Origin of the sequence: Pseudoalteromonas sp. T1lg75 (assembly GCF_002964705.1) — a bacterium.
Taxonomy (GTDB): domain Bacteria; phylum Pseudomonadota; class Gammaproteobacteria; order Enterobacterales; family Alteromonadaceae; genus Pseudoalteromonas.
Genome location: NZ_PQCD01000053.1, coordinates 206,396 through 219,386 on the forward strand (window position 1 = coordinate 206,396; position 12,991 = coordinate 219,386).

Annotated in this window: 11 protein-coding genes and 1 tRNA gene; all 12 read left to right on the top strand. The window is 49.8% G+C overall.

Annotated elements, in window-relative coordinates:
- Positions 1-50: 50 nt before the first annotated feature.
- The 12 genes from tpiA (at position 51) to C2M36_RS13610 (ending at position 12,731) form a co-directional block, all read left to right on the top strand.
- Positions 51-794 carry a triose-phosphate isomerase gene (tpiA, locus tag C2M36_RS13555; protein ID WP_105255350.1) on the top strand — a complete coding sequence of 248 codons (744 nt, stop codon included), beginning with the start codon at positions 51-53 and terminating at the stop codon, positions 792-794.
- A gap of 6 nt (positions 795-800) precedes the next feature.
- Positions 801-1,157 (top strand): preprotein translocase subunit SecG, encoded by a 357-nt coding sequence (secG, locus tag C2M36_RS13560; protein WP_105255351.1) that lies wholly within the window; start codon positions 801-803, stop codon positions 1,155-1,157.
- 9 nt (positions 1,158-1,166) lie between these two features.
- Positions 1,167-1,252, top strand: a tRNA-Leu gene (locus tag C2M36_RS13565).
- 440 nt (positions 1,253-1,692) lie between these two features.
- A complete protein-coding gene (rimP, locus tag C2M36_RS13570) occupies positions 1,693-2,148 on the top strand; it encodes a ribosome maturation factor RimP (RefSeq protein WP_105255352.1) in 456 nt (151 codons plus the stop codon).
- Positions 2,149-2,186: 38 nt separating this feature from the next.
- Complete coding sequence (gene nusA / locus C2M36_RS13575) at positions 2,187-3,686, top strand: transcription termination factor NusA (RefSeq protein WP_105255353.1); 1,500 nt, start codon at positions 2,187-2,189, stop codon at positions 3,684-3,686.
- Between the two features lie 25 nt (positions 3,687-3,711).
- A complete protein-coding gene (gene infB, locus C2M36_RS13580; protein ID WP_105255354.1) occupies positions 3,712-6,387 on the top strand; it encodes a translation initiation factor IF-2 in 2,676 nt (891 codons plus the stop codon).
- 105 nt (positions 6,388-6,492) lie between these two features.
- Entirely contained in the window at positions 6,493-6,882 is a 390-nt protein-coding gene (rbfA, locus tag C2M36_RS13585) for a 30S ribosome-binding factor RbfA (RefSeq protein WP_105190053.1), read from the top strand.
- Between the two features lie 5 nt (positions 6,883-6,887).
- Entirely contained in the window at positions 6,888-7,829 is a 942-nt protein-coding gene (gene truB / locus C2M36_RS13590; protein ID WP_105255355.1) for a tRNA pseudouridine(55) synthase TruB, read from the top strand.
- 97 nt (positions 7,830-7,926) lie between these two features.
- Positions 7,927-8,196: a 30S ribosomal protein S15 gene (gene rpsO, locus C2M36_RS13595; protein ID WP_105190051.1), complete on the top strand. Its 270-nt coding sequence runs from the start codon at positions 7,927-7,929 to the stop codon at positions 8,194-8,196.
- A gap of 263 nt (positions 8,197-8,459) precedes the next feature.
- On the top strand, positions 8,460-10,589 hold the full coding sequence (gene pnp / locus C2M36_RS13600; protein ID WP_105255356.1) for a polyribonucleotide nucleotidyltransferase: 2,130 nt from the start codon (positions 8,460-8,462) through the stop codon (positions 10,587-10,589).
- A gap of 86 nt (positions 10,590-10,675) precedes the next feature.
- Positions 10,676-11,554 (top strand): lipoprotein NlpI, encoded by an 879-nt coding sequence (nlpI, locus tag C2M36_RS13605; protein WP_105255357.1) that lies wholly within the window; start codon positions 10,676-10,678, stop codon positions 11,552-11,554.
- Positions 11,544-12,731, top strand: coding sequence for a hypothetical protein (locus C2M36_RS13610; RefSeq protein WP_105255358.1), 1,188 nt, complete (start codon positions 11,544-11,546; stop codon positions 12,729-12,731). The genes nlpI and C2M36_RS13610 overlap by 11 nt, the downstream gene beginning before the upstream one ends.
- Positions 12,732-12,991: the final 260 nt, after the last annotated feature.

The following is a 12,991-nucleotide window of genomic DNA, read 5'->3' on the forward strand; positions in this document are numbered from 1 at the left end:
TAGGGCGAGTCGAGTTAGTATCTCGCCCGCTTTCGAACATGGAGTAAATCATGACATCACGTAAGCCTCTAGTGGCTGGAAATTGGAAGTTAAATGGCTCGTTAGAGCTACTTAATGACATGGCCCCCGCGCTTAAAGCCGTAGCCGGCCAAGATGTTGATGTGGCTCTTTTTGTTCCTGCATTGCTGGTAGCCAGTAGCGCGCAGCAGGGCGTAGTGACAGGTGTTCAAACCGTCTCTGAATACGAATCCGGTGCCTATACCGGAGAGATTCAAGCCTCGCTGGCTAAAGAGCTAGGCGCAAGCTTCGCCTTAGTGGGCCACTCTGAGCGTCGCCATATTTTTGGTGAGAGCAATGAAGATGTTGCCGCTAAGTTCGCCATGGCACAACAACAAGGTTTAACGCCTGTTCTTTGTGTTGGTGAGACCGAACAGCAACGCGAGCAAAACGAAACAGAATCAGTTATCAGCGCGCAAATCGACGCGGTGATAGAAAAATTAGGTGTGGCTGCGCTGGCGCAATCTGTGGTAGCATACGAGCCGGTTTGGGCCATAGGCACGGGTAAAACCGCAACGCCGGAACAAGCTCAACAAGTACACCAATTTATTCGTGCGAAAATCGCTTCGTTAGACAGCGAAATTGCACAGCGACTGCTTATCCTTTACGGTGGCAGCGTTAATGAACAAAACAGTAGTGAATTATTTGCACAAGCGGATATAGACGGTGGCCTAATTGGTGGTGCCAGTCTTAAAAAAGATGCCTTCATAAGCATCTGCGAAAGTGCAAAAGGATAGAATTAAATGTACGAAATTCTTTTAGTAGTTTATTTAATTGTTGCTTTAGCCTTAGTTGGCTTCGTGCTAATTCAACAAGGTAAAGGTGCTGACATGGGTTCGTCATTTGGTGCTGGTGCCTCGGCAACCGTTTTCGGTTCATCGGGCGCAGGTAACTTTATGACTAAAACGACCACGGTACTGGCCACGATTTTCTTCGTTTTGAGCATAGTGTTAGGTAACCTAACCGCTGGTCAAATCAAGCAAACCGATCAATGGGAAAACCTGGAAGCAGCCCCGGCGGTAGAAACCGTTGAACAGCCTGCATCAGACGTTCCAGTTGAGGAAGAAAAGGGTTCTAATAACCCGGACGTTCCAAACTAAAAAAATTAAGCCGTGGTGGTGGAATTGGTAGACACGCCATCTTGAGGGGGTGGTGAGCTATGCTCGTGCGGGTTCAAGTCCCGCTCACGGCACCAAATAAAAAGGCCAAGCACTTAGCTTGGCTTTTTTGCGTATAAGGCCCAGCTAGTAAGGGCTTAAGTGGTTAACTAAGGTTGCTTATTAGCGGCCATGCCACTATAATAGTCGCCGTGAATGAAGTTGGTTCGTAGTGACCCTTCAGGCAGCAGATTTATAAACGAGTAGAGCGCTATACTCTACTTGCTTATGTGATGTTCGCGCATTCTTTGAAATGCGCGTTTTGCGTTTAGCAGAAGAGATTTTGCTAAGTCGTCGCAGCGGTTTTATCGTACGGATATAGCCCGCAGCCAAGCTAGGCCCTAGGCCGCACAGAAAATCAGGTTGCATATACTCAGGTATATGTTGCCAGTGTGACGCCCCGCTTGGTTCGGGGCGTTGTTGTATCTGTATTGAAAATGGGGCTTTAGCCCTTTTTTTGTTTCTATGGAGAAGTTTCGTGACAAAGCTCGAACAAACATTAACCGAGATGTTAACTCCGGCAGTCGAAGCATTAGACTTCGAGCTCCTGGGCCTTGAGTTTATTCAAGCCGGTCGTCATTCCACCTTACGTGTGTATATCGACCACCCAGACGGTATTACGGTAGATAACTGTGCGGATGTCAGTCGTCAAGTTAGCGCGATCCTCGACGTAGAAGATCCCATTACCAATGAATATGATTTGGAAGTGTCTTCACCTGGTGTCGATCGTCCACTGTTCAAACCAGAACATTATCAAAATGCAGTGGGTGAGGAAGTCAGATTAAGAACTAAGCTTCCACAAGATGGTCGCCGTAATTTTAAGGGCGATTTAGTAGCAGTTAACGGTGATATGATCACAATTAATGTTGATAACCAAGAGCACATGCTCATGATCAGCAACATTGAGCGTGGGAACATCATCGCCAAATTTTAATTTCAGTGCGAAGGAATAGGGCAAGCGAGGCAATACCTATGGCAAAAGAAATACTGTTGGTGGCGGAAGCCGTTTCCAATGAAAAAGCGGTCCCCAAAGAGAAGATTTTCGAAGCATTAGAGTTCGCACTAGCGACCGCAACAAAGAAAAAACATGACGGCGACATTGATGTACGCGTATCCATCGACCGTAAAACCGGCGAGTACGATACTTTCCGTCGTTGGCAAGTAGTTGAAGCGCTAGAGGATGGCAGCTTAGAAAACCCATACCGTGAAATCACCCTAGAGGCAGCGCAGGTCGATGAGCCTGAAATTCAATTGGGTGATTACGTTGAAGAGCAGATCGAGTCAATCAAGTTTGACCGTATCACCACGCAAATGGCGAAACAGGTTATCGTACAAAAGGTACGTGAAGCCGAGCGTGCTCTTGTGGTTGAAGCTTACAAGGATCAAGAAGGCGAACTAGTAACAGGTGTGGTTAAAAAAGCCAGCCGTGACGCCATCATTCTTGACTTAGGCAACAACGCCGAAGCCGTTATCTACCGCGATGACATGCTACCGCGCGAAAACTTCCGTCCAGGCGACCGTGTACGTGGTCTTCTGTACGCAGTACGCCCAGAAGCTCGTGGCGCTCAGTTATTCGTAACTCGCTCGAAGCCGGAAATGCTGATGGAGCTATTCCGCATTGAGGTGCCAGAGATTGGCGAAGAGATGATCGAGCTTCGCTCGGCGGCTCGCGATCCAGGTTCACGTGCGAAAATCGCTGTTAAATCAAATGACAAGCGTATCGACCCTGTTGGTGCCTGTGTGGGTATGCGTGGTGCACGCGTACAAGCGGTATCATCCGAGTTGGGTGGCGAGCGTGTTGATATCGTGCTTTACGATGACAACCCGGCTCAATTCGTTATCAATGCGATGGCTCCGGCAGAAGTTGCCTCTATCGTGATGGACGAAGACTCGCGTTCAATGGATATCGCCGTAGAAGCGGATAACCTGGCACAAGCCATCGGCCGTAACGGTCAAAACGTACGTCTAGCCAGCCAGCTGACTGGTTGGGAGCTAAACGTCATGACGGTTGAAGACATGCAGGCGAAGAACCAGGCCGAATCAGACAAACTGATCACCCTGTTCACCGAAGGTCTGGACATCGACGATGATTTTGCCGAGCTACTTATCGGTGAAGGCTTCTCAACGTTAGAAGAAGTGGCGTACGTACCGACCAGCGAATTCCTAGAGATCGACGGCCTAGACGAAGATACAGTAGAAGAGCTACGTAATCGCGCCAAAGACGCCTTAACAACGAAAGCGTTGAAAGACGAAGAAAGCCTTGAAGGCGCAGAGCCGGCTGAAGACCTATTAAACCTGGACGGCCTAGATCGCCACCTTGCCTTTGTCATGGCGAGTAAGGGCGTAGTTACGCTTGAAGATCTAGCCGAGCAGGGCATCGACGAACTAGTAGAAATTACTGAGCTTTCTGAACAGGAAGCGGGCGACCTAATCATGGCCGCACGTAATATTTGCTGGTTCGGTGACGAGTAATTTATTAACGGAGGTAACAAAGAATATGGCAGAAGTAAGTGTAACAAAACTGGCCGAGGACATTGGTACAACTGTTGATAAATTGCTACAGCAATTGGACAGTGCGGGCATTAAAAAGCAAGCGGGCGACCAGGTAAATGAGTCGGAAAAAGCGCAGCTGCTCGATCACTTGTCTAAGCAGCACGGTGGGGCTGGCGCCTCGGGCCCAGAGCGCATGACTTTACAACGTAAGAAAAAAAGCACCCTAAGCGTGACCGGTTCAACCGGTAAGGCCAAGGCGGTGCAGGTTGAAGTGCGCAAGAAGCGTACCTACGTTAAGAAAAGCGCCCTGGAAGAGCAGCAAGAACAAGCGCGTTTAGAAGCACAAGAGCAAGCGCGTCTTGAAGCCGAAGCACAGGCCAAGCAAGAAGCAGAGCGTAAGGCTAAAGAAGAAGCCGAGCGTAAAGCGAACGAAGAGGCAGAGCGTAAGGCCAAAGAAGAAGCCGAACGTAAAGCCAAAGAAGAAGCGAAGCGTAAAGCCGAAGCACAGCGCAAAGAAAGTAAAGGTTCTGCAAAGGATGAGGCGCAAACTCAGAAAGAACGTGATGAAGCAGAGCGCTTACAGAAAGAAGCAGAAGAGGCAGCATTGAAGAAAGCCGAAGAAGAAGCACAACGTCAAGCGGAAGAAGCTCGTCGCCTAGCCGAAGAAAACGAAGCGCGTTGGAAGAAAGAGGAAGAGGAACGTAAACGCCGTGAAGAAACGGCAGATCACCACCTAACGACCTCTACCTACGCACGTGAAGCGGAAGACGAGTCGGATGCACGCGAAGAGAAAAGCGCGCGTCGTAAGAAGAAAAAGCCTAAGGGTAAAGAAAAACCTGAAGCACCAGTTAAGCTCAAAGGTAAAAAAGGCAAGCTTAAAGCGCCTACCTCATTACAGCATGGTTTCCAAAAGCCTGTTGCCGATAAGAAAGCAGAAGTACGCATCGGTGAAACCATCACGGTTGCCGAGCTTGCTTCACGTATGGCGGTAAAAGGTGCCGAAGTCGTTAAGACCATGATGAAAATGGGCGACATGGTAACCATTAACCAGGTTATCGACCAGGAAACTGCACAGCTAGTTGCCGAAGAAATGGGTCACAAGGTTGTGGTAGTTCGTGAAAACGAACTGGAAGAGAAAGTACTAAGCGACCGCAGCGAAGGCGGTAAAGCTGAATCTCGTGCACCGGTAGTAACCGTAATGGGTCACGTTGACCACGGTAAAACATCGACTCTGGACTACATCCGTAAAGCTAAAGTTGCTTCGGGCGAGGCCGGTGGTATTACCCAGCACATTGGTGCATACCATGTTGATACCGACAACGGCATGATCACCTTCCTTGATACTCCGGGACACGCGGCATTTACCTCAATGCGTGCTCGTGGTGCGAAGGCAACGGATATCGTAATCCTGGTTGTTGCTGCGGACGATGGTGTAATGCCACAGACCAAAGAAGCGGTACAGCACGCTAAAGCGGCTGAAGTACCTCTGATTGTTGCCGTGAACAAGATGGATAAAGAAGGCGCCGATCCTGACCGCGTTAAGAACGAACTAGCTCAGCTAGACGTTATCCCAGAAGACTGGGGCGGTGAGACACAGTTCGTACACATCTCGGCTAAAACCGGCCAGGGCGTTGACGAGCTACTTGAAGCTGTACTAATGCAATCAGAAATCCTTGAGCTAACCGCTGTTTCTGAAGGTATGGCCTCGGGTGTGGTAATCGAATCTCGCCTTGATAAAGGTCGCGGTCCGGTAGCTACCGTACTGGTACAAGAAGGTACGCTGAAGCAAGGTGATATCGTTCTTTGTGGTCTTGAGTATGGCCGTGTTCGTGCAATGCGCGATGAAAACGGTGAAGAAATCAAAGAAGCAGGCCCTTCAATCCCGGTAGAGATCTTAGGCCTTTCTGGTGTACCTGCCGCTGGTGACGAAGCAACGGTTGTTCGCGATGAGCGTAAGGCACGTGAAGTTGCTCTATACCGTCAAGGTAAGTTCCGTGAAGTGAAGCTAGCGCGTCAGCAAAAAGCTAAGCTTGAGAACATGTTCACCAACATGACCGAAGGCGATATCTCAGAAGTGAATATCGTACTGAAAGCGGACGTACAAGGTTCTGTTGAAGCCATCTCTGATTCATTGGTTAAGTTGTCTACCGACGAAGTGAAAGTGAAGATCGTAGGTAGCGGTGTAGGTGGTATCACCGAAACCGACGCATCACTTGCGGCTGCTTCTAACGCCATCATGGTTGGTTTCAACGTTCGTGCCGACGCTTCAGCGCGTAAGGTTATCGAAGCTGAAAACCTAGACCTGCGTTACTACAGCGTAATCTACGACCTGATCGAAGAAGTGAAGCAGGCCATGACTGGTATGCTTGCTCCTGAGTTCAAACAAGAGATCATCGGCCTTGCCGAAGTACGTGACGTGTTTAAGTCACCTAAGATCGGTGCGGTTGCAGGCTGTATGGTTACCGAAGGTGTGGTGAAGCGTTCTAACCCAATCCGTGTACTTCGTGAAAACGTGGTTATCTACGAAGGTGAACTTGAATCACTACGTCGCTTTAAAGACGACGTACAAGAAGTTCGTAACGGTATGGAATGTGGTATCGGCGTTAAGAACTATAATGACGTTAAGGTCGGTGACCAAATCGAGGTATTCGAGATCGTTGAAGTACAACGTTCTCTATGACCTTGATCATTAAGTAAATTTGATGGGGGCCCTTGTGCCCCCATTTGTGATTGTGTAATACCTGCCGCCTCGTTTGCGCAGGTATCCTAAATATAAGTGGTGAAAATGAGAGAATTTTCTCGCACAGAGCGCGTTGCGCAACAGATCCAAAAAGAAATCGCGGTGATCATTCAGCGTGAGATTAAAGACCCCCGTTTAGGCATGGTAACGGTATCGGCGGTAGAAGTGTCGCGTGACCTGTCTTACGCAAAAATCTTTGTTACCGTGTTCAATCAAGAAGACGAGAGCAAGAGCAAGCAGAGCCTGCGTGTGCTAAACGATGCCAGCGGTTATATTCGTTCTTTACTGGGCAAGCGTATTCGCGCCCGTATTATTCCAGAGCTACGTTTTGTTATTGATACTTCATTACTAGAAGGTATGCGTATCTCTAACCTGGTCGAATCGGTTATGCGCGAAGACAAGCAAAAGCGCGGCGGCAGCGACGAGGAAGAATAATCAGTATGGCCAGACGTACAAAAGGCCGTCCGGTCGATGGCGTGCTGTTATTGCACAAGCCACAAGGGATCTCCAGTAACCGCGCCTTACAACAGGCCAAAGGCATTTACTATGCGCAGAAGGCGGGGCACACAGGGGCACTTGACCCGTTAGCCACCGGCATGCTGCCGATTTGCTTTGGTGAGGCGACCAAGTTTAGTCAGTTCTTACTCGATACCGACAAGACCTACGTGGTGCGCGCCAAGCTGGGTGAACGTACCACCACCTCGGATGCCGATGGCGACGTGGTTGAAACTCGTGATGTGCAGGTCACCAAGGCGCAAATCGAACAGCATGTTGCCGGCTTTATTGGTGAGTCGGATCAGTATCCGTCCATGTATTCGGCGCTCAAGTATCAAGGCCAGCCCTTATACAAGTATGCCCGCGAAGGCATTGAGGTGCCACGCAAGTGTCGTCGCATTACCGTCTATAGCTTGACGCTGGACGAGTTTGACGAGCAGACCAATGAAATTCAGATGACCGCTCATGTGTCTAAAGGCACCTATATTCGCACCATAGTGGATGATTTAGGTGAGTTACTCGGCTGTGGCGCGCATGTGATCATGCTTCATCGCTCCAAGGTGGGCCATTACCCGGCTGAGAAAATGGTGACTCTTGACGAGCTTCAAGCCCTGCTTGATGAAGCCAAAAGCCAGGACAAGGCACCCAGCGAGGTGTTGGATCCCCTGTTGCTGCCCATGGATACGGCAGTGCAAGACTTGCCCAGCGTGGAAATTGACGAGCAACAGGCAATAGCTTTTACCCATGGGCAAACCGTGGTGATTGGCGAGGTGCCAGAGGAAGTGTGCGCCGTGCGTTGTGGCGAGCGTTTCCTGGGTGTGGGTGAGCGTAACCAGCATGGTCATCTAAAAGCCAAGCGTGCCGTGGCCATCACAAATAACTTGTAGTTATTGGTCAGCTTGGTAAAATAGCGCGCTCAATTGGTGGGGCTGGATTAGTGATCGGCTCTTACCGTATATAAACACTCATTTTTTGGAGTAATTTATGTCACTAAGCAACCAAGAAAAAGCAGATATCATTGCTAAATTTGCACGCGCTGAAGGCGATACTGGTTCACCTGAAGTACAAGTTGCACTTCTAACTGCAGATATCAACAAGCTTCAAGGCCACTTTGCTAACCACAAGCAAGACAACCACTCACGTCGTGGTCTTCTTCGCAAAGTAAGCCAGCGCCGTAACCTGCTTAACTACCTTAAAGGTAAGAGCATCGAGCGTTACACTGCGCTGATTAAAGAACTTGGCCTACGTCGCTAATTCTTTGATACCAGTTTGAAAAAGGGGCCTAATCGCCCCTTTTTTTGTGCGCTTTTGGCGAGTATACTTAGCTCTGTCTAAGTAAGTAGGCTGAGCCTACACACTAGATGGCACCATATTGCCAATTGTAGTAAATAAAGGCATTCGCTCGAGTGTGGTTATTTACTGTAATTGGTAAGGTGCTTAAGAAAACCTTTTTAACCTAGCTTAAGGTTGGCAATTCAACTTTTGAGCGGGTTAAATGCAACTTAAGGAATGATTAAGTGCAAGCAATTATTAAAGAATTTCAGTACGGACAACACACTGTAACGCTAGAAACCGGTGCTATTGCCCGTCAGGCTGACGGTGCGGTACTAGCAAGTATCGGCGATACGTCGGTACTAGTAACCGTAGTAGGTCGTCGCGAAGCGAACCCAGGTCAGGACTTTTTCCCTCTGACTGTTAACTACCAAGAAAAAATGTATGCGGCTGGCCGTATCCCTGGTGGTTTCTTAAAGCGTGAAGGTCGTCCTAACGACGGCGAAACGCTTATCGCGCGTCTAATCGACCGCCCAATTCGTCCACTTTTCCCGAAAGGCTTCGTAAACGAAGTGCAGGTAATCGCGACCGTGGTTTCAGTAAACCCTGAAATCCAGCCTGATATCGTGGCCCTAATTGGTACTTCTGCGGCCCTAGCGCTTTCTGGTATTCCATTTAACGGTCCTATCGGTGCATCACGCGTAGGTTACATCGATGGTCAATACGTATTGAACCCATCACTAACCGAGCTTAAAACAAGCAAGCTAGACCTCGTTGTTGCCGGTACCGACAACGCCGTACTTATGGTTGAATCAGAAGCAGAAACGCTTCCAGAAGACGTAATGCTTGGCGCCGTTGTTTACGGTCATGAGCAGTCTCAAGCCATCATCAATGCTATCAACGAGTTCAAAGCCGAAGCGGGTAAAGCTGCTTGGGATTGGACTGCGCCAGCAAAAGATGAAACCCTAGCGGGTAAAGTTGCAGCTATCGCCGAAGAGAAAATCGGTGAAGCGTACCGCATTACCGACAAGGTAGCGCGTAAAGACGCTCTTAGCGCAGCGAAAGCAGAAGTGATCGAAAAACTAAACGCTGAGCTTGGCGAAGACGAAAGCGTGGACGAGCAAGAAGTATCAGGCGAGTTCGGTTCACTTGAGAAGAAAATCGTTCGTGGTCGCATCATCGCGGGTGAGCAGCGTATCGATGGTCGTTCACCTGAAATGGTTCGTGCCCTTGACGTGAAAACTGGCGTACTAGCCCGTACTCACGGTAGTGCTATCTTCACCCGTGGTGAAACTCAGGCGCTAGTAACGGCAACACTAGGTACAGAGCGTGATTCTCAGATGATCGACGACCTAACAGGTACTTCTACTAACCGTTTCATGTTGCACTACAACTTCCCTCCATTCTGTGTGGGTGAAACTGGCTTTGTTGGTTCGCCTAAGCGTCGTGAAATCGGCCACGGTAACCTAGCGAAACGCGGTATTGCTGCGGTACTACCTACACTTGAAGAATTCCCGTACTCAATCCGTGTGGTATCTGAAATCACTGAGTCTAACGGTTCATCGTCAATGGCTTCTGTATGTGGTACCTCACTGGCGCTAATGAACGCCGGTGTTCCTACTAAGGCATCAGTTGCCGGTATCGCCATGGGTCTAGTGAAAGAAGGCGACAACTTCGTTGTTCTTTCTGACATCTTGGGTGATGAAGATCACCTTGGCGACATGGACTTTAAAGTAGCCGGTACCTCTGAAGGTGTTACCGCACTACAAATGGATATCAAGATCGAAGGTATCACTAAAGAAATCATGCAGATCGCCCTTAACCAGGCACAGGCTGCTCGTCTACACATCCTAGAGGTGATGGACGAAGCGATTTCTGCACCGGCTGCTGAGCTTTCTGACTACGCGCCACGCATCTATGTAGTGAACATTCCACCTAAGAAGATTGCCGATGTTATCGGTAAAGGTGGTGCGACGATTCGTGCGCTTACCGAAGAAACCGGTACTACCATTGAAATCGAAGACGACGGTACAGTTAAGATTGCTGCAACTGACGGTGAAAGCGCTCGCGCTGCCATCGCGCGTGTTGAGCAATTAACGGCTGAGCTGGAAGTAGGTACCATCTACGAAGGTAAAGTAGTACGTATCGTTGATTTCGGTGCCTTTGTTAACGTTCTACCTGGTAAAGACGGCTTAGTACACATCTCACAGATCAGTGATGAGCGTGTTAACAACGTTGCCGACCACCTGAGCGTAGGCCAGGAAGTAAAGGTTAAGGTACTAGAAGTTGATCGCCAAGGCCGTGTACGCCTAAGCATCAAAGAGGCGCAAGAGCAAAACGCGCCTGCAGCGGAAGCGGCAAAAGACGCCGAATAAGCGATAAAAGCATAGTAAAAGGGGCTGTTTAGGCCCCTTTTTTATGGTTTAATGAAAATCCACACACGGATTATAGGTATAGGACTTTGAGAAAAACATTATCGCTTACGGTAGCCAGCGTTATCACGCTACTCTTAACCGGTTGCCAATCCGTACCAGATAGTCCCCAATACGTAGTTACCGTGCCTTTTGCCGCGCCTTTGCCCAGTGATTACCGCAGTGAAGTGGCAGTTGCCCGCTACAGCGAGCTGATTGAGCAGGCCGAGCTGCCCAGTGAGCAACAAGCCTTACTTTATTATGATCGCGGTAAGCTATTCGACAGTCTGGGGTTAAGTACCTTAGCGCGCATCGACTTTAGCCGTGCGGTGAACCTGAAACCAGATCTGGCCGAGGTGTATAACTTCCTTGGCATTCATCACACCCTGATGCAGCAATACGGCAAGGCCTATGAAATGTTCGACTCGGTGTTAGAGCTCAACAGCGAGCATGAATACGCCTATTTGAACCGCGGCATCGCTCTGTATTATGGCGAGCGCCCGGGCTTGGCCAGCGACGATCTACAGGCCTTTTTACGTTTTGCCCCGGACGACCCCTACCGGGTACTTTGGGTTTATCTCGCCGAACGCGCCGAAGATCCGCTAAAAGCCAAGACCAGTCTGGCAGATATGGCTCAGGCCTTAGATCCACAAAATTGGGCCTATCAACTGGTGGCCTTCTATCAGGGGAAAATCACCGAAAGGGAACTCCTGGCCACCTTGGCCGAGGGAGTCGAGTCGCATCAAGAATACGCCGAGCGTTTGTGTGAGGCCTATTTCTATATCGCTAAAAGCCATCAGGCTAAGGGCGAAAATACCCTGGCCAGCGACTATTTCAAACTGGCGCTGTCGACCAATGTGTATGAGTTTGTCGAATATAAGTATGCGCGCCTTGAGCTGGACATAATGGCAGGCGAGGGTGCGCACTAGCCTTATTGCCCTCATCTTGTTATGCCTGTGCGGGAGTATCAGTCATACCCCCGCATTGGTGTATTTCCAGGCGCCTAATCATGTCGCCGCCGCCACCTTTTGGTTTTATCACAGCCCCGAACACTTAACCTATCAGGATTACAGCGAAGCTGTGTTTCGCCGCCTCGCCAAGCTGGGTGCGCCCAAGGCCCGGGTTTTGTTAGCGCAACAGCTGCTCAAGCAAGGCGATATTAATGGTGCTCGCCTACATTGGCAGCAGGCGCTGGGCGATAATGAGGAATTAGGGGGCACACTACAGCTATGGCAGCAACTGGCCGAGACCTTGGCACAACGCGGGCAATGGCAGGCGCTGGGCGAAATTAATCAGGTTTATGCCTTACCCGATGAGCTGGAATATCGCCGCCGTTTCCATCTTGGTTTAGAAGTTGGGCCCGCCGGACAAGTGCAGGCTCGGCAGCTGGGTTTTGGCACCGACTTACGACAAGTGCGGGCGCAATCATGCCGCTACAATTTGCTGCTCCTTGGTGACAGCCTGGCAGCCATGCATAAGTTGCAACAATTGCGAGGGCGCTACCTGGCTAATCCCGAGCCCGAGGCCGGGTTATTTTGTTTGTCTGAGCCGCAGTATCTGGGCGATACCCTGGATTGCCAATATTCCGCCGATAGCTTTGGTCGCTGTGACTGGCGCCCGTTAGCGCGCAAACCGAATAAGTTGCCGCCGGGATTTGATTTTATCGTCATGATGACGGGCGGGGGCCTGGCCAATGTTCAGGGCGGCATTATGCACCTGAGCGTAAGTGCCCCTTATCATGTGTTTATGCACGAGCTCCTGCATTTCAGTGGCTTCACCGATGAGTATCCGGCGCCGCCAGCGCAGCAAAGCGCCTGTGAACAATCGGGACGTGTGTATGCCAACCTCTTTGTCGGTGAGCAGGCGCCTCAGGGCTGGGTGCCCAGTGCCTATTGCGGGAATGGTCGTGGCTATAAACCCAGCGCAGAACAAAGCCTGATGGAGCAATCGGAAGTCGGGATGACGCCTTTATACAGAAGGCTGTGGCTAGCCGAGCTGGCAAGGCCTAGGAAGCATATTCGTTTTGCCGACTTATTTTATCGTCTCAGTGGCGAAACTCGGTGGCGTGAATATCGCGACGCACTGGATAATAAAAGTGACTCTTAGCCATGTCACATTGGGGTGTGGCCTAGATTTTTGTTAGGTAGGTTAGTAGGGTGTTAACCGGCGTCTAAGATTTAGCCGAATAGCCTTAGCGAGTCTAGACAAAGCCTGGGCAGCCCAGTATAACTGATTAATTATTAAAATTTAATTGGCACTGAACTAATCTTAGTATTGACGCTCTCGGTGTCTCAAGAGCCCGCCCCTTGCGGGGTCAAAAATAACAGTTTTACCAAGGAATTTGGTAACAAAAGTGAAGGTTTTTA

Excerpts from the sequence above, each read along its gene's own strand:
- tpiA (WP_105255350.1), top strand. The coding sequence starts at position 51 with ATGACATCACGTAAGCCTCTAGTGGCTGGAAATTGGAAGTTAAATGGC.
- secG (WP_105255351.1), top strand. The coding sequence starts at position 801 with ATGTACGAAATTCTTTTAGTAGTTTATTTAATTGTTGCTTTAGCCTTA.
- nusA (WP_105255353.1), top strand. The coding sequence starts at position 2,187 with ATGGCAAAAGAAATACTGTTGGTGGCGGAAGCCGTTTCCAATGAAAAA.
- infB (WP_105255354.1), top strand. The coding sequence starts at position 3,712 with ATGGCAGAAGTAAGTGTAACAAAACTGGCCGAGGACATTGGTACAACT.
- rbfA (WP_105190053.1), top strand. The coding sequence starts at position 6,493 with ATGAGAGAATTTTCTCGCACAGAGCGCGTTGCGCAACAGATCCAAAAA.
- truB (WP_105255355.1), top strand. The coding sequence starts at position 6,888 with ATGGCCAGACGTACAAAAGGCCGTCCGGTCGATGGCGTGCTGTTATTG.
- rpsO (WP_105190051.1), top strand. The coding sequence starts at position 7,927 with ATGTCACTAAGCAACCAAGAAAAAGCAGATATCATTGCTAAATTTGCA.